Consider the following 16,701-nt stretch of genomic DNA (forward strand, 5'->3'; position numbering starts at 1 on the left):
CAATATAGTTCTATTATAATATATAATTTTTTAATAAAATAGAAAATTCTGAAAATAAATACGGTATTTTAAGTGAAATAGGTCCAAAAAAATCACCCCAATCAAGAGTAAAAAACAGCTCTTAATTGGGGTGATGTTGAAGCTTAATATAGCAGGTTTACATCGATTAATACACTTTATCTCCATTGAAAATAGAGTTCTTTACAATTACATAATCAACATTGCGAATAGCCTCTAGCTTTGTGCCACCAGCATATGAAATAGATGACTGTAAATCTTGTTGCATCTCGATTAATGTATCTTTGATGCTACCTTTATGTTCAACGTACATTTTCTTACCTTCGACGTTTTTACGTTCACCTTTTTGGAATTCAGAAGCAGAGCCGAAGTATTCCTTCACTGTTCTACCCTCGATTTCGATTGTTTCACCAGGTGACTCTTCGTGACCAGCGAATAATGAACCGATCATTACCATTGAAGCACCAAAACGTACAGATTTAGCGATATCTCCATGTGTACGAATGCCACCATCAGCAATAATTGGTTTTGTAGCAGCCTTTGCACACCAACGTAGTGCAGCTAGTTGCCAGCCGCCAGTACCAAAACCTGTTTTGATTTTAGTAATACATACTTTACCTGGTCCAATCCCAACTTTTGTTGCATCTGCGCCAGCATTCTCAAGCTCACGCACCGCTTCAGGTGTTCCTACATTACCTGCGATAACAAAGCTTTTTGGTAAATGCTTTTTAATATGCTGAATCATACGAATAACAGCATTTGAATGACCATGTGCAATATCAATTGTAATAAAATCAGGTACCAAATTAGTAGCTGCTAATTCTTCAATAAATGTATATTCCTCTTCTTTTACACCAACGCTAATAGAAGCAATTAAGCCATTTCCTTGCATTTCTAGAATAAAGTTTCGACGAGTTTCTGGTTGGAAACGGTGCATGATGTAAAAGTAACCGTTTTCAGCAAGTTTCTTTGCAAGATTTTCATCGATAATTGTTTGCATATTTGCAGGTACTACTGGAAGTTTAAAAGTGTGACCACCTAAAGTAACAGAAGTATCACATTCTGAACGACTTTCTACAATACATTTTGCGGGAATTAGTTGAATATCCTCATAGTCAAATACGTTATCCATTATATACACTCCTAAAATACGAATATTTTTTAAGATTTAATTTAAATTGTTCGCCATTTGGTAATTTACATGATTTTTGAGTAAATGTCAAAGCTTTTGTGAAAATAAATAAAAAATTTAAAAAGAAAGGAGACAACTTACTTTGAAGATGAAATATTCTAGTTATAATTTGTGTTATGTTTTATAATCCATGTACAATAGAATTGTTTTAAAAAATGACAAAGGAGTGTTGAAAATGGCAGTAGAGGTTTATTTGAATTTTAATGGAAATTGTCGAGAGGCAGTTGCGTTTTACGAAGACGTTTTTAATACGGACAAGGCTGAAATTATGACGTTTGGAGAGACACCACAAAATCCAGACTATCCATTACCAGAAGAAGCAAAAGATCTTGTCATGCATACACGACTTATTGTATTCGGTAGTAGAATTATGTTCTCAGATACATTTCCAGGCATGCCATTTTCCACAGGGAATAATGTCACATTAGCTGTTGTATCCGATGATGAAGAGCAAATGCGTCAAGCATTTGATAAGCTTAAAGAAGGTGGTAACGTGAGAATGGAGCTTCAAGAAACATTTTGGAGCAAATGTTACGGCTCACTTACAGACAAATTTGGCGTTGAATGGCAATTTAGCCATGAGGTAAATGAATAATTAAATAACAAGATAAAAGCACGATGATAGGGCTAAACCAAGTATCATCGTGCTTTCTTATTTAGTAATTAAAACGATCTACATAGCCTTGTAATTCATCTGCCATATCAAGCAATGTTTTAGCAGAAGAGGCGATTTCCTGCATGGAAGATAATGTTTGTTCCGTTGAAGCGGCAACCTCTTCAGATGCAGCTGCGTTTAGTTTTGCATGATCTGACAGTTCAATAGCAGTAGCGGATACCTCCTCTACAACGGCAGACATTTCTTGTGCTGAAGCTGATATATCCTCCATTTTAGGAGCAATTTCTCGAAGACTTCCAACGATACTTATAAATTTCTTTTTCGTATCCTCGGATAGCTGTAAACCTTCTTGAACGTCTGCAGAAGCTTTCGTCATCGTTTGTACAGATTTAGCTGTATCTTGTTGTATGCCAGTAATCAGAGTAGAAATTTGCTCTGCTGATTGATGAGATTGCTCCGCTAATTTACGTACTTCATCTGCTACAACTGCAAAGCCTTTACCGTGTTCACCTGCTCGTGCTGCTTCAATAGCAGCATTAAGAGCAAGAAGGTTTGTTTGGTCTGAAATAGCGCTAATAATTTCTATAATGGAGCCAATTTCTTTTGTACGATCAAATAGGGATTTAATCATCGTATCGGATTGAGCCACTGAATCATGAATGGATACCATTTGATTAACAGTGTGCTCAACAGATTGACTACCTTCTTCCGCTAATTGGATGGCCTGACTGGATAGGTCTGAAACTTGTAGGGCACTATCTGCTACCTCTACAACACCTTTTGCAATTTCCTCAATAGAAACAGCATTTTGATCGATTCCTGTTGTTTGTTTTTCCGTACTAATCGCTACCTGTTGCATAGCCTCTGTCACTTGCTCAGATGCAGCGATATTTTGCTCAGCATTCGCTGAAAGACCTTGTGCCGAGGTTTGAACATGTTGTGAGCTTTGATCAACATTGCGGATCAGTCTTTTTAAGCTAACTTTCATTGAGACAAATGCTTCAGCAAGCTGTCCTATTTCATCTTTGGTATGAATATCAATAAACTCTGTCAAATCACCTTCACTAATTTTAAGAGCACTTTGCTGTAGTTGTTTAATTGGGTTAACAATAGATTTAATCATTGAGAGCATAAAGATAATACCAACAATAATAGAAATACCAATAATAAGTAATGTAATAGTAAAGGTTGAGGTAGCAGCGTTAGTAGCCTCTGCAATGAACATTGTACCAATTATCTTCCAGCCTGTGATTTCATTTGTTTCAAAGCGTAAATGACGGTCACCTTCAGTAATAATACCTTCCTGCTTTTCGTAAATTTTTGAAACATAATCTTCCGTTGCCTCTGTGCCGCTTTCCTTATCTTTTTGAGCAATATATAACTTATTATTATCTAACAGAGAGGCAAAGCCCGTTTCTCCAATACGTGTTTGATCTGTCAGTGCACTTAGAAGAGAGATATTTAAATCTAAGGCAATTACGCCAGAATCATCAGGAAGAGCTTGCATAACTGTCACAACGATGTTATTTGTTGATTTCGAGATATATGGAGAAGTGATGGATACATGTCCTTTATTATCAATGGCTTCTATATACCAAGGACGTTTCCGAGGATCATAATCACTTGCATAGTCATGGACAGGTTCATCAATCATTCGCCCATCAGCAGTCCCTATATATACTAGTTCTACTTCAGGGTGTGTATTTACATATTCCTGAAAAAGACCTTTTAATTCAGCTTTTTTATCATCTTGTAAATAAGACTGATTTATTTTCTTGGCAAAATATTCGATATCATGAACTCTAGGAGCAATTGTATTGGTAATATTACTATTAAGCATACGCACACTTTCCTTGGCGCTTGCTTGCTGCTCTTCTAGTATTTGATTTTTGGTACTTTTAAAGGAGGTATACCCGATTAAAAGTGCGGGAATGAGAAGTATGACTAAAAATGCAAAGATGAGTTTCTTTCTTAAACTAATTCGTTTCATATAGTATTCCTCCTTAAACGACATTATTGAAGTGTAATAGAATTAACTACGTGATTGGTTTTATTACACTAGTAGTCTCCTAAGTCGTTCAAATGTTTAATCTGATTCTAAGAGGAAAATGAATAATAATCAACACAATTTTCTGAAAAATCTGGAAAATAAAGTTATGTAACGCTACTATTTGTAGAAAAATATCTTATTTTGTAATTTCCTATCTTTTTGGAATAGAAAAAATCTGAGTTCAATACTTTCTTGAACTCAGATCTAGCAGTTAAATAATTAATATTTAAAACGATTGACATAACCCTGCAATTCATCCGCCATATCAAGTAGGGTTTTGGCAGACGAAGCCATATCTTGCATAGAAGATAAAGTTTGTTCCGTGGAAGCGGCAACTTCTTCTGTAGCAGCAGCATTTAATTTTGCGTGATCGGAAAGTTCAATAGCGGTCGCTGACACTTCTTCTACAACGGCAGACATTTCTTGAGCAGATGCTGAAATATCCTCCATTTTCGGCGCGATGTTCCGAAGACTTTCAATAATGCTCTCGAATTTTCTACTTGTTTCTTCTGTCAATTGTAAGCCTTCTTGAACATCTGTCGACGCTTTGACCATTGTCTCTACAGATTTTGCCGTATCCTGCTGAATAGTAGTAATGAGCGCGGAAATTTGCTCTGCTGACTGATGTGATTGCTCTGCTAATTTGCGTACTTCATCCGCCACTACTGCGAAGCCTTTGCCATGTTCTCCTGCTCTAGCTGCTTCTATAGCAGCATTTAGTGCTAGTAAATTTGTTTGATCTGAAATAGCACTAATCATTTCTAAAATGGAGCCGATCTCTTTCGTGCGGTCATAGAGTGCTTTAATCATTGTATCTGATTGTGTTACAGAATTATGGATAGAATTCATTTGATGTACAGTTTGTTTGACAGATTGTCCACCTTCTTCTGCCAATTGGATAGCATGGCTAGAGAGGTCAGAAACCTGCATGGAACTGTCTGCCACTTCAACAACGCCTTTAGCAATTTCTTCAACTGAAATGGCATTCTGATCAATACCTGTTGTTTGTTTTTCTGTACTAATTGCCATTTGGTGCATGGCATCGGCAACTTGCTCTGAAGCAGCGATGTTTTGTTCTGCATTAGCAGATAAATTTTGAGCGGCTGTTTGGACATGTTGTGAGCTTTGATCAACATTTCGAATTAATTTTTTTAAGCTCACCTTCATAGAGATAAAGGCTTCTCCAAGCTGACCTATTTCATCTTTAGAATGGATTTCAATAAACTCCGTTAAATTACCGTCACTAATTTTTAATGCGCTTTGCTTCAATTGATTAATTGGGTTAACAATAGACTTTATCATAAAGAGCATGAAAATAACGCCAACGAGAATGGAAACAATAATGATAATTAAATTTATATTCAATGTGGATGCTGCAGCTTTTGCAGCTTCCGCAGTAAACATTGTACCAATTACTTTCCAACCCGTTAACTCATTCGTAACAAATTGTAAGTGACGGTCTTTTTCAATGATAGTACCGCTTTCCTGCTCATAAATTTTTGTTATGTAGCTTTCCGTTGCCTCTGTACCACTTTCTTTATCTGGCTGAGCAATGTAAATTTTATTGTTATCTAAAAGAGAAGCGAAGCCCGTTTCTCCAATACGAATATTATTCGTAATGTCACTTAATGTAGAAATATTTAGATCTAATCCTAATACGCCAGAACCATCCGGTAATGCCTGAGTAATTGTGATGACAATGTCACCTGTAGATTGTGTAACATATGGTGCAGTAATTGAGGTCTTTCCATTATTAGCTAAAGCCTGCTTATACCAAGGTCTTGTCCGAGGGTCGAAGCCATCAGGATACTCTTGAACAGGCTGATCAAACAGTTTGCCTTCAGCAGTTCCAATATATATCAGATCTACTTCAGGGTGCATGTTGACATATTCACTTAATAATGACTTCAGTTCTAAAATGCTCTCATCTTGAAAGTAAGTTTCACTAAATTTCTGTGAAAAATATTGTACATCTTTCAATTTAGGTTCAATCATGTTTGTAATATTGGAATTTAGAATGCGTACACTTTCAGTCGCACTTGCGCGTTGCTCCTCTGAAATTTGCTGTTCAGCACTTTGGTAAGATACTATTCCAATCAAGAGTGTTGGGATGAGAAGCATGGCTAAAAACGAAAAAATAAGCTTTTTTCTTAAACTTAGTTGTTTCAATTGTATTATCCTCACATAATATTTTATTCTATACTTTTCCCTTAAAGGTAAATAATACTCATTCTATCAGAAATAAAATAAAAGTTAAGTACTTTGAATTAATTATTTCTTAGTAATGTATATCATTATCAATTGTTTGAAATTTCCTTAAATTGATGGCGTTAGAAGCTATATAAAGCTGCTTTTTGATGTATACTAATGCTCAAAAGAGGAGGGAATGAAGTCATGATTCATCAAATAGGACAAGTAATGTTATATGTTAATGATCAAGATGCAATTGTTAAGTTTTGGACAGAAAAAGTGGGGTTTGTGGTCATTTCTGAACAGGAAGAAGCAGGCATGCGCTGGATTGAAATTGCACCAACTAAGGAAGCTCAAACATCCTTTGTGCTTCATAACAAAGAAATTATTGCTAAAATGCAACCTGATCTAAATTTAGGAACACCTTCTATTATGTTTTACGCTGATAAAATTGAAGAGATGTACCAAGATTTTCAGGCAAAGGGCGTAAAAGTAGGAGATCTAGTCATGATGCCAATGGGTAGGGTTTTTAACTTTGCTGACCCTGAAAATAACTACTTTGCCTTGGTTGAAAAGAAAAAATAAATAACGGAATCTGCTTGTTTTTTGTTAGAGTTAAGTAAAAATGAGCAGATTCCTGTTTTAGATTATTTAATAGCTAGATTTGTCGTCTATGATAAATCCTCACCAAAAATACCAACCGTTTGCCGATCTATTACAAATTCATGGCCATTCCATTTTAAAATATTTTCTACATAGCCTAATCCATCAGCATGATATCTACCTGCAATTTCTTGATATCCTAAAATTTCATACGTTCCATCTCGGTCGTAATCAACAGGATATAGTCCTCCAAAAGGATCTACCCAGCCTTCAATCGGTTGCTTCAAGGTGCCATCTGGATTATAAATTTCAGCTAAGTAGTCGGTTCCTTTATACTGTAAATCAATTGTGTATTTAATAGCAGGATTAAAACTCTGAACAACAGCCTTATAATGATCTACATAATTGACCTTATATTTAAGTTTATTATTAAAAGACTCTGCATCAAAGATGGAACGAACTTGATTGTTGATGGAGGAAAAAATCTCACCATTTACAATTCCGCCGCTACCTCCTGTATCAGACACAACCAGAATATCCTCAATATGATTACCAGTAAAATCGCCCAAGAAAATAGTCGGATTATAGCCCATATTTTGTTTCAATGGAAGTTGCTCCATTTGTCTTGTTTGACCATAAAAAATAGACAGTGTTAGATTTCTCCAGAAAGGACTATCAGGCTGTTTAGTGCCCATTAAAAAAATGGTTTCAAAAAAACCATCCCCGTTAATATCTCCAAACTTAGTTTGAATAACTTGTGGAGCCGAATGGGTTATGATTCCACCGTTTAGTGGCGAATTTAAATTATTGGTCATATATGCACCTCTTTCATTAGTCTTAGCATATGTTGTAAGAAAAGCTTGGTGCATAAATCAAAGGTAAAAGTTGAAACTTTGTAATACATATTAAACTTACAAAAAAACTTGAATTTCACCCATTGACATTTTCTAATGCGAAAAGTATTATAAGTGTCAACGAATCAGAAAATTCAGTACCAAATAGTATCTCACTACATTCATGTAGCAAGAGATTTTTTTTCATTATCAATCCTTAGTAAATTTATACGATTTATATATATTAGGAAGAAGGAGATTCATTTGAAGAATTTATTTGTAAAGACAGAGCGACAACGATATTGGCTAGATCAACTAGCTGCTATAGCTGAGCCAATCAAGGCAGAGGCTGTTGAGGTAGATGAGCAATCTCGTTTTCCGTTCGAAGCTCATCGATTACTTTTACAAATTGGCTATCCTCAACTTACTTTACCGAAACAATATGGCGGAGAAGGGTTATCTGTTTATGATATGGTGCTTGTACAAGAGACGCTAGCAAGCTATGACGAAAATGCCTCTCTTTCCCTTGGATGGACATTAGGTGTTGTTGGTGAAATTTATGAAACTAAACTATGGACTGATGATCTATTAATAGCTTTTTCTGAAGAAATAAAGAAAGGGGCCATGATTAATAGAGCTGTTAGTGAGGCGGCAACAGGTAGCCCAACGCGAGGAGGGCGGCCAGGGACAAATGCCATTTCTACTAAAGGTGGCTGGCTAATAAATGGGCGCAAGATTTTTACGACTGCATCTCCAGTGCTCGATTATTTCCTTACCTCCGCTTGGATTGAAGAAAAGCAGCAAGTTGGCTTCTTCCTCATTCATAAGGATGCAGCAGGTCTATCCATTGAGGAGAATTGGGAGATGTCTGCAATGCGAGGCACAAGCAGCCACGACCTTGTGTTAAAGGATGTGCTTGTTGCAACAGAGTATTTAGTAGAGTTACCAAGTCATCCGAGTGGTGGCAAAATAAATGGCTGGATACTCCATATCCCAGCAACTTACTTAGGTATTGCACAAGCAGCCCGTGATTATGCTATTCATTTTGCTAATCACCATCAACCGAATAGCCTGAATGCGCCAATTAGTACGTTGCCAAACGTACAACAGCTTTTAGGGGATATTGAATTAAAGCTCCATCAAGCACGTTTTGTCTTATACGGAGTGGCTGAGGCTTACGATGATCCTGCTAGACGTGGACTAATAACAAATGAAATGGCTGTTGCTAAACACACAGTAACAAACATGGCAATAGATATAGTCGATAAAGCGATGCGTGTAGTAGGGGCGAAAAGCTTACAACTATCCAATCCATTACAGCGTTTTTACCGCAATGTTCGTGCAGGGCTTCATAATCCACCGATGGATGATATGACGATAATTAAATTAGCGACTGCCGCTATTGAACAGCAGAAATTATATGAAAATCAATCATTAAATCATGTGAACAATAAGGAGAAATGACATATGAAGAAGAATAAGATTTTTCAATTTGCTGCAATTGGTTTGGCCTCTATAGCATTATTAGCAGGTTGTAATTCAGGAGAGTCTGCAGATAAAGATTCTGGTGATGGTGAAAAGGTACGTACAGTAAAAGTAGCCTACGATCAAGCGTCAAAGCCTATTAGTTACATTGACGATAATGGAAATCCAACTGGTTATGATGTAGAAGTAATGAAATTAGTAGATGAATTGCTACCTGACTATCAATTTGAGTATGTAGGTACAACAAGTGATGATTTATTAATTGGTGTGGAGCAAGGGAAATATCAAGTAGGGGTTAAAAACGCATTCTTTACTCAGGAACGAACAGAGAAATTTATTTTCCCGAAGGAATTCTTAGGTTTAAGTAGCGCAGGTTTAGTTTTGCGTAAAGAGGATGAAGGCGTGAAAACATTAGCAGATTTTGCGAAAAAGGGCTATTCTTTAGCACCAATTGCTGCAAATAATGCTCAATATACAATTATCGATGAGTATAATACGGCAAATCCAGATAATAAAGTAAAACTTGAGGCCGGTGACGCCTTTACTGTCGATGTAGTGCAGTGGGTAAATGAGGGCCGTGTTGATGGTGGTGTCATGATTGAAGGCCCATTTAAACAACAAGTACTTGCAGAAGATGGACCATATTATAACCTAAAAGATGACGTTGTCTATAACGAATTTGCTGTTATAAAAACATGGCCACTGTTCAATAAAAAAGAGCAGGAATTTGCTGACGCTTATGATAAAGCAATAGCACAGGTTAAAGAACAAAAGAAAACAAATGAATTAAGTACAAAATTCTATGGCCGTGATTTATTTGAAGTACTGGAAAACGTAAATCGTTAGTTTAAAACGGAACGAATAGTAAGGCTGTTGAGTCAGTAATGCTCAGCAGTCTTTATTCATAAAAACAAAAGTTGGTGAGGAAATGGATAAATATTTTGACGCAACCTACATTTGGAACGCAATCCCAGTGTTATTGCCATTTTTAAAAATCACGTTCTTAGTTGCAGGGTCCTCCATTATCTTAGGTACCCTATTCGGCTTATTGCTGGCGGCTGCTAAGCTATCTTCAGTCAAGTGGCTAATTAAATTCGCCAATCTGTATACAACGATTATGCGTTGTACACCCTCCATTGTTTTGTTATTTCTTGTCTACTATGGTGTCCCAGCATTAGCGGAAAATGTTGGTCTTAATCTCCATTCAATTGAAACGGCCATATTTGTTGTCGTAACATTCACCTTACAATTCACGGCAATAATGTCTGAGGTGATACGGTCTGCCTACTTAGCCATTCCAAAAGGGCAGTTTGAAGCAGCCGTTAGTGTCGGGTTAACACCATTCCAAGCCTACCGTCGAATTATTTTTCCGCAGGCGCTGGTCGTCGCTTTACCGAACTTTGGCAATGGCATGATTGCTCTATTACAGGAAGGTGCACTCGCTTATACAATTGGTCTAATTGATATTGTAGGTAAGGCAAATCTAATTATTGCAAGTAACATCAATGCTCATGCCTTAGAAATTTATATTGCATTGGCTATTATCTATTGGGTGTTATCTATTATTATAGAGAAAATATTTACTATATTAGAAAAGGTATTTGGCAAGGGTAAGAAGACCCTAGAAACAACTTAAGGAGGCGTGAGGGTGAATTATCAATTTTTACTTGAAACATTTTTCGTAGCTTTGTCTGGTGTTCCTATAGCGCTCCTAGTCACAGTTGTTGCTTTGGTGATAGCTTTGCCACTAGGTTTTTTGTTAGCACTAACTAGGATCAATAAAATTCCAGTTATTCATCACCTCGCGAAGATTTATGTTTCTTTTGTTCGAGGAACGCCGATTATTATACAAATTTTTATTATCTATAGCAGTATACCTTTAATGTTAAAAATTATTTTTGAAAAATATCATATTGCGTATGATATTTATAAAATCAATCCAATTTGGTATGCGTTTATTGTATTTGCATTCAGCTCAACAGCCATTTTGATTGAGGTCTTTCGATCGGCGTTAAGTACCATTGAAAAGGGGCAACTAGAGGCTGCACACTCAGTAGGTTTGTCAACATTCCAAGCATATACTCGCATCATCATTCCACAGGCATTAGTAGTGGCATTGCCGAATATTTGCACAGCTACAGTTAATCTTATTAAAGCTACATCGCTAGGCTACGCAATGTCGCTTCCTGAAATTACACTGAAGGCAAAAGTAGCGGCAAACGTTGGCTACAATTATGTAGAGGCCTATTTGGATATCTTTATTGTGTACTTAATTTTATGTAGTACGGTTGAATACTTGTTTAAGCGTTATGAGAAATATTTAAGCAAATACAAAATGGCAAATGTCTAAGGGGTGAATTAGCATGTTAGAAATTAAAAATATTCATAAATCATTTGGTGGCAATGAAATCTTAAAGGGTGTTGATTTAGCCATTGATAAAGGGGACGTTGTTGTTATTTTAGGTCCCAGTGGTTCAGGAAAAACAACATTATTGCGTTGTATCAATTTTTTAGAGAAGGCTGATCAAGGCCATGCGACATTTGGAGATATTCAGGTTGATTTTCAACATGTAAAGAAAAAAGACGTGCATGCAATTCGCCAGCGTGTCGCATTTGTCTTTCAAAACTATAATCTATTTACTAATAAAACAGCATTAGAAAATGTAACGGAAGGATTAATCATTGGACGTAAAATTCCTAAAGCACAGGCTGTGGAAATTGGTAAAAAGGCACTTGATAAAGTAGGTTTATCAGACAAATATGATGCCTATCCAAGTCAGTTGTCAGGAGGTCAACAGCAACGTGTTGGTATTGCACGAGCAGTAGCTTTGAATCCTGATATTATTTTATTTGATGAACCAACGTCCGCACTTGACCCTGAATTGGTAGGTGAGGTTCTACAGGTCATGAAAAATATTGCGGCGGAGGGTACAACAATGCTTGTAGTAACACACGAAATGGGCTTTGCCAAAGATGTTGCCAATCGCGTAATTTTCATGGATGGAGGAGTGGTTGTAGAGGAAGGTAGCCCTCATGATATTTTCGTCAGCCCAAAAGAGGAGCGAACGAAGAAATTTTTAAAACGTGTTATTCCAGAAGACTATACGTTCTATATATAAAACAGCAAGAGAACAGGAGAATCTGTTATTTACAGATTCTCCTGTTACCTATTATTGAAGGAAATACGTTAATTTGTTAATAGAATAAATGTGCAGCTCATGCATAGCTCTTGTACACGCCGTATAGAAATAGTACCGTTCGCTTTCTCTTGAGTAATTAGCAGCAGATGCATTATAGATGATTACCGCATCAAATTCGATCCCTTTCGCCATGTAAGCTGGAAGTAATAAAATACCCTTCTTAAACTGCTTTGAATTATGGTTGATTAATTGAATATCTACTCGATTGTTTAATTGCTTATAAACGGCAGAGCATTCGGCTGCGGTTTTACAGATGACAGCAATTGTTTCGAATTCAATAGATAAATGGTCGATATTTTGAATAATTTGATCCATTAATTCCAATTCATTTGGCACAATAGTAATCGATGGTTCAGGGCCATTTCGGTTAAATGCTTCTACTTCACTACCATCATTCAATATTTTGGCAGTGAGTTGTATGATTTGCTTTGTCGAACGATAGCTTTTGGTTAATATCATTTTTTCTGCCTGCTCACCATATAATTGAGTGTCGAGTAGAGAAGGATTATTAAAGGTATGTGGATGAATCGTTTGGTGGCCATCACCTAAAATGGTCATACGTGCTTTTGGAAATAACTGCTGTAATACAGTAAGTTGAAATGGCGAATAATCCTGTGCTTCATCTATTAACACATGACGGATCATCCTATTGGTCTGTTGTCCTTCAATTTTGTCCTGTAAATATAAAAATGGTGCAGTATCCTCATAGGCAATCAAACGCTTTGCTAAATTAGGGAGTGTTTGTAGACAAATGTCCTCCCAATTGTCTGGCATAAGGTGTTGTAAATCCCTGTTAATAGAACTATTCAAATCAAAGAGCTGTCGATATGTACCCAACATATGGACAAACTTTAACTTGTTCACAGAGTTACGTAATGGTTTAAAGTGTTTTTTGACAATTTGTCTCGCTAATTTATAGCGTTCTTGATCAAAATCGTCAAATGAGTTTTCAGTATAGCGACCCTCATATAAAAGTTCACTATAAGATTTGGAGTAATCTTCTTTATCTAATAGCTCAGTAGCTTCTTCTACCCATTCCTTTGTACGCTCAGCCTTTTCCAATTTCGTTAGTTGCTGCAATAACCATTCTTTTACTAATTGTAGGCGATCTGGTATCGACATAGTAGAAGGGAAAGAATAGAAGTATTCGGTAATTTCCTGTGCAGTAATAATCCGTTCTCCACGAAAAACGATATTTTTAAATAACAAGCCTTTATCGGATAAATAACTCGCATATTGATCGATTAAATGTTTATAAGCGAGACTCGCTTTAAAAGAAATGATGCTTAATTTTGTTTGATACTGAGCATCATCCTTTTCTGTTAACAGTTCTTCAAGCTGCTCATAAGGATACTCTAATTGAAACTGTTTACCTAATCGTTTTTCAGCATATTCTATAAACGTTAACTGCTGCATATTGTCTTCCCCTAAATCAGGTAAGACAGAATGAACATATTGATTAAAAAGTTGGTTAGGTGTAATTAGCAGAATTTGATCGGCAGTCATTTCATCACGATAACGATAAAGTAGATAAGCTACCCGCTGTAAGGCTACAGCTGTTTTGCCACTACCTGCCACACCTTCAACAATAAGATAGCGTGAATTTACATGGCGAATAATTTTATTTTGCTCTGCTTGGATTGTCGCAACAATACTACGAATATGCTCATTTGCATTTTGCGCAAGGATATCGAGCAGTAGGTCATCACCAATTGTAAGGCCCGTATTAAACATGGATTGTAGTTGACCATTTTTAATAATAAATTGCCGTTTTAACAGCATTTCTCCATGAATTTCTTCACCTAATGTTTCGTAGGATGCATCACCAGGTGTGTAATCATAATACATACTTGATATAGGCGCTCGCCAATCAAAAATGATGATATTTTCATCCTGTTCATCCAATAATGTGGCTACACCAATATAAATTTTTAAAGGGTCTTGTTGACCATCTTGTACAAAGTCAATACGAGCAAAATAGGGTGACTGTTGTAAACGTTCATATACCTTTACATTACGAATTGCACGTTCCTGTGCTAGCTCTGAGTCAGATAAAAGCTCTGCCTGCTGCTTAATTGCAAAAAAGGTTTCGTCTACATCCTCAGCGGTATCTAGATTGACTCTCACATCGTTCCAAAAGGATTTCTTTAAGGCAACAGCATTTTCTTTAAAACCTTTTTCTTTATGCTCTAACTCTTTTATTTTATGAACAATAATGTTTAAAGAATCCTCAAGGTGATGCTTTTCTTCTAGCCATTCTTTTTGATTTTCCAACGTTTACTCACATTCCTCTCCATAGTTATTTGCTTCCTTTGACAGTAACCCTCACCTCAATAGATGGTGAGAAGAGGGTAATTGTGCTGCTTTTTTAACTGTTTGTCCAACCACAAATTTGAATATAGTGAAAGTATCCAAATGCAGATGATATGGGGGGATTGAAGCAGGAAATTTATCATACATCTACTTCGGAAAGAAGTATAGTCTAGAAATTATTGTAAATTTATGATACAATAAATGTGTAAGGTAATAAGATATTGATAAACAGAGACAGCTCTACAAAAAGGTGGAGCCGTCTTTTTTATATGTAATATTGCTTCATATTATGACTGATTATCATAAATTGTTATTAAAAATAATGGATGAAATGCTATTGAGACACTAAAGAATGTGGCATGCCATACGATAAAGAAACTTGAAGGGAGGTGAAAAGAATGAAGGTAATCTTTACAGTGGGGTTGCCTGGTAGTGGGAAAAGTACATTTGTGAAACAGTTAGCTAAAAATGAAAATGCAATTGTCCTATCAAGCGACGCTATACGTCAGGAGTTATTTGGGGATTCAACAAGGCAAAAATCACGTATAGTCTTTCGTACATTATATGAACGTCTTAATGACTTAGTGGCAAAAGGGTTTTCTGTCATTGTGGATGCAACCAATATTGAACGAGAGCGCAGGATGTTTGCACTTCGTAAAATACCAAGTAATGTGCAGAAGGTATGTTATTACTTTGATACACCTTATTCAATCTGTGTAGCTAGAAACCAGCAAAGGAAAAGACATGTACCATTAATCGTGATGGAAAAAATGAGAAAGCATTTAGAGTTCCCGACAGTAGGAGAAGGGTTTAATGAATTGCATATTATTCATGAATCAAGTCCCTATGATCTTTCTCGACAACAATTTGTTTCACTCATACAAGGCCACCCCACCTATGAAGAGCTTTTTCAAACACTTCAAGCAGTCCCACTTTTCAAAGAAATTTATCAATTCGATCAAGAAAACCCATTCCATCAATTTTTACTATGTCAGCATACGTATTTTGTGTACGCGTATATCAATGAGTACTACTTAGAAAGCGATAAACTAGCTCTACAAATAGCTGCATTGTTTCATGATGTCGGTAAACCAGCTTGTAAAAAATATAAACCTTTGCAACAGCGTTATGGTTATTTTGGGCATGAAAATGTCTCGGCTCAACTGGTTTGCCATTTTCTATTAGAGTTGGGCTTTGAAAAGGAATTTGTATTAAAGGTTGTTCATTTAGTGCAATTTCATATGTTAATCCAGTATGGGGGAGATAGAGGTGGAAGCCAAATTTATCATTTATTAGATGGTGATTTATTAACAAGGCTTTATTTTTTCCGTGAGGCAGATCAATTTGCCAAGTAAACTTTAGGAAAGGAAGGTGAAAATATGACGAAATTAATGAAGTACCCAAGAAGTTTTCATTTACCATGGAGCAGGGGTTATACCGATGATGATAAAGTTGCTAGAAATGTGAATCATTTTATTGGAAAGGAGGTTGTTGTCACTGAAAAGTTAGATGGAGAAGGTACAACGCTTTACAGAGACTATATGCATGCTAGAAGTATTCATTCAGCCAACCATCCTTCTAGACATTGGGTAAAAACATTTCACGCGAATTTTGCATATCGGATTCCAAAGGACTGGCGCTTATGTGGTGAAAATGTTTATGCCAAGCATTCTATTTATTATCAAGGATTAACAAGCTATTTCTATTTGTTTAGCATTTGGAATGAAGAAAATATTTGTTTGAGCTGGGATGAAACCGTGGCCTTTGCAGCAGAGTTAGGTATAGAAACAGTGCCCGTTTTATACCGAGGGATTTTTGACGAAGAACAGATAAAACGTACATTCAATGGAAAATCATTCTTTGAAGGGGAACAAGAGGGGTATGTCATTAGAAATACTAGCTCATTCCATTACGAAGATTTCCGCTATAATTTAGGGAAATTTGTGAGACCGCAACATGTTCAAACAAGTGAGCATTGGCTACAAGAAGAAATTATTCCAAATAAATTAAAATCCTAACCAATTAAGAAGAGAAGGGACTGAGCACAATGTAATACTATAGCAAGCATTCAATAATCATCTATTACGAGGTAGGTGCAAGGAGTGCATATCCCTTTCCAATGGGAGTACGGGTTCGATTCCTGTTATCCTCGCCATAAAAAAATGAACTCTCTTCATTAGGACGAGAGTTCATTTTTGTTT

14 protein-coding genes are annotated in these 16,701 nt (G+C 36.3%); 9 read left to right on the forward strand and 5 right to left on the reverse strand.

Annotated features, from left to right (window positions below; all coding sequences use genetic code 11):
- Positions 1 to 166 precede the first annotated feature (166 nt).
- On the reverse strand, positions 167 to 1,150 hold the full coding sequence (guaC, locus tag ACMGGO_RS23170; RefSeq protein WP_103119016.1) for a GMP reductase: 984 nt from the start codon (positions 1,148 to 1,150) through the stop codon (positions 167 to 169).
- Between the two features lie 235 nt (positions 1,151 to 1,385).
- Here guaC and ACMGGO_RS23175 point away from each other — a divergent pair, with 235 nt between their 5' ends.
- Positions 1,386 to 1,805, forward strand: coding sequence for a VOC family protein (locus tag ACMGGO_RS23175; RefSeq protein WP_016992246.1), 420 nt, complete (start codon positions 1,386 to 1,388; stop codon positions 1,803 to 1,805).
- A 61-nt stretch (positions 1,806 to 1,866) separates the two neighbouring features.
- Here ACMGGO_RS23175 and ACMGGO_RS23180 read toward each other — a convergent pair whose 3' ends face one another.
- Complete coding sequence (locus tag ACMGGO_RS23180; protein WP_420282294.1) at positions 1,867 to 3,816, reverse strand: methyl-accepting chemotaxis protein; 1,950 nt, start codon at positions 3,814 to 3,816, stop codon at positions 1,867 to 1,869.
- 279 nt (positions 3,817 to 4,095) lie between these two features.
- Positions 4,096 to 6,045: a methyl-accepting chemotaxis protein gene (locus ACMGGO_RS23185; RefSeq protein ID WP_420282295.1), complete on the reverse strand. Its 1,950-nt coding sequence runs from the start codon at positions 6,043 to 6,045 to the stop codon at positions 4,096 to 4,098.
- 225 nt (positions 6,046 to 6,270) lie between these two features.
- Between ACMGGO_RS23185 and ACMGGO_RS23190 the strand changes: the two genes are divergently transcribed.
- Positions 6,271 to 6,651: a VOC family protein gene (locus ACMGGO_RS23190; protein ID WP_048395473.1), complete on the forward strand. Its 381-nt coding sequence runs from the start codon at positions 6,271 to 6,273 to the stop codon at positions 6,649 to 6,651.
- Between the two features lie 86 nt (positions 6,652 to 6,737).
- Here the strand turns inward: ACMGGO_RS23190 and ACMGGO_RS23195 are convergent, their stop codons facing one another.
- Complete coding sequence (locus tag ACMGGO_RS23195) at positions 6,738 to 7,484, reverse strand: hypothetical protein (RefSeq protein WP_048395475.1); 747 nt, start codon at positions 7,482 to 7,484, stop codon at positions 6,738 to 6,740.
- Positions 7,485 to 7,766: 282 nt separating this feature from the next.
- Here ACMGGO_RS23195 and ACMGGO_RS23200 point away from each other — a divergent pair, with 282 nt between their 5' ends.
- The 5 genes from ACMGGO_RS23200 to ACMGGO_RS23220 all read left to right on the forward strand — a co-directional run bounded on the left by ACMGGO_RS23200 (position 7,767) and on the right by ACMGGO_RS23220 (position 12,106).
- The gene (locus tag ACMGGO_RS23200) at positions 7,767 to 8,966 is read left to right on the forward strand and encodes an acyl-CoA dehydrogenase family protein (RefSeq protein WP_420282296.1); all 1,200 of its coding nucleotides are present in this window, start codon (positions 7,767 to 7,769) and stop codon (positions 8,964 to 8,966) included.
- A gap of 3 nt (positions 8,967 to 8,969) precedes the next feature.
- A complete protein-coding gene (locus tag ACMGGO_RS23205) occupies positions 8,970 to 9,833 on the forward strand; it encodes a transporter substrate-binding domain-containing protein (RefSeq protein ID WP_048395478.1) in 864 nt (287 codons plus the stop codon).
- Positions 9,834 to 9,915: 82 nt separating this feature from the next.
- Complete coding sequence (locus ACMGGO_RS23210) at positions 9,916 to 10,623, forward strand: amino acid ABC transporter permease (protein ID WP_259420044.1); 708 nt, start codon at positions 9,916 to 9,918, stop codon at positions 10,621 to 10,623.
- Positions 10,624 to 10,635: 12 nt separating this feature from the next.
- A complete protein-coding gene (locus ACMGGO_RS23215) occupies positions 10,636 to 11,337 on the forward strand; it encodes an amino acid ABC transporter permease (protein ID WP_004233514.1) in 702 nt (233 codons plus the stop codon).
- A gap of 13 nt (positions 11,338 to 11,350) precedes the next feature.
- Entirely contained in the window at positions 11,351 to 12,106 is a 756-nt protein-coding gene (locus ACMGGO_RS23220; protein ID WP_048395482.1) for an amino acid ABC transporter ATP-binding protein, read from the forward strand.
- Positions 12,107 to 12,157: 51 nt separating this feature from the next.
- Here ACMGGO_RS23220 and helD read toward each other — a convergent pair whose 3' ends face one another.
- Positions 12,158 to 14,461, reverse strand: coding sequence for an RNA polymerase recycling motor HelD (gene helD / locus ACMGGO_RS23225; RefSeq protein WP_259420045.1), 2,304 nt, complete (start codon positions 14,459 to 14,461; stop codon positions 12,158 to 12,160).
- 437 nt (positions 14,462 to 14,898) lie between these two features.
- On the opposite strand from helD, the gene ACMGGO_RS23230 reads away from it, so the two are divergent.
- Both ACMGGO_RS23230 and ACMGGO_RS23235 read left to right on the forward strand, forming a co-directional pair.
- Positions 14,899 to 15,855, forward strand: coding sequence for an AAA family ATPase (locus ACMGGO_RS23230; RefSeq protein ID WP_054548519.1), 957 nt, complete (start codon positions 14,899 to 14,901; stop codon positions 15,853 to 15,855).
- A 24-nt stretch (positions 15,856 to 15,879) separates the two neighbouring features.
- Positions 15,880 to 16,518 (forward strand): RNA ligase family protein, encoded by a 639-nt coding sequence (locus ACMGGO_RS23235; RefSeq protein WP_420282297.1) that lies wholly within the window; start codon positions 15,880 to 15,882, stop codon positions 16,516 to 16,518.
- Positions 16,519 to 16,701: the final 183 nt, after the last annotated feature.

The sequence above is a fragment of the Lysinibacillus sp. BNK-21 genome (genome assembly GCF_048684915.1).
GTDB classification, from domain to species: domain Bacteria; phylum Bacillota; class Bacilli; order Bacillales_A; family Planococcaceae; genus Lysinibacillus; species Lysinibacillus capsici.

Coding starts and splice junctions, on each gene's coding strand:
- guaC (WP_103119016.1), bottom strand. CDS start 1,150: ATGGATAACGTATTTGACTATGAGGATATTCAACTAATTCCCGCAAAA.
- ACMGGO_RS23175 (WP_016992246.1), top strand. CDS start 1,386: ATGGCAGTAGAGGTTTATTTGAATTTTAATGGAAATTGTCGAGAGGCA.
- ACMGGO_RS23180 (WP_420282294.1), bottom strand. CDS start 3,816: ATGAAACGAATTAGTTTAAGAAAGAAACTCATCTTTGCATTTTTAGTC.
- ACMGGO_RS23190 (WP_048395473.1), top strand. CDS start 6,271: ATGATTCATCAAATAGGACAAGTAATGTTATATGTTAATGATCAAGAT.
- ACMGGO_RS23195 (WP_048395475.1), bottom strand. CDS start 7,484: ATGACCAATAATTTAAATTCGCCACTAAACGGTGGAATCATAACCCAT.
- ACMGGO_RS23205 (WP_048395478.1), top strand. CDS start 8,970: ATGAAGAAGAATAAGATTTTTCAATTTGCTGCAATTGGTTTGGCCTCT.
- ACMGGO_RS23210 (WP_259420044.1), top strand. CDS start 9,916: ATGGATAAATATTTTGACGCAACCTACATTTGGAACGCAATCCCAGTG.
- ACMGGO_RS23220 (WP_048395482.1), top strand. CDS start 11,351: ATGTTAGAAATTAAAAATATTCATAAATCATTTGGTGGCAATGAAATC.
- ACMGGO_RS23230 (WP_054548519.1), top strand. CDS start 14,899: ATGAAGGTAATCTTTACAGTGGGGTTGCCTGGTAGTGGGAAAAGTACA.
- ACMGGO_RS23235 (WP_420282297.1), top strand. CDS start 15,880: ATGACGAAATTAATGAAGTACCCAAGAAGTTTTCATTTACCATGGAGC.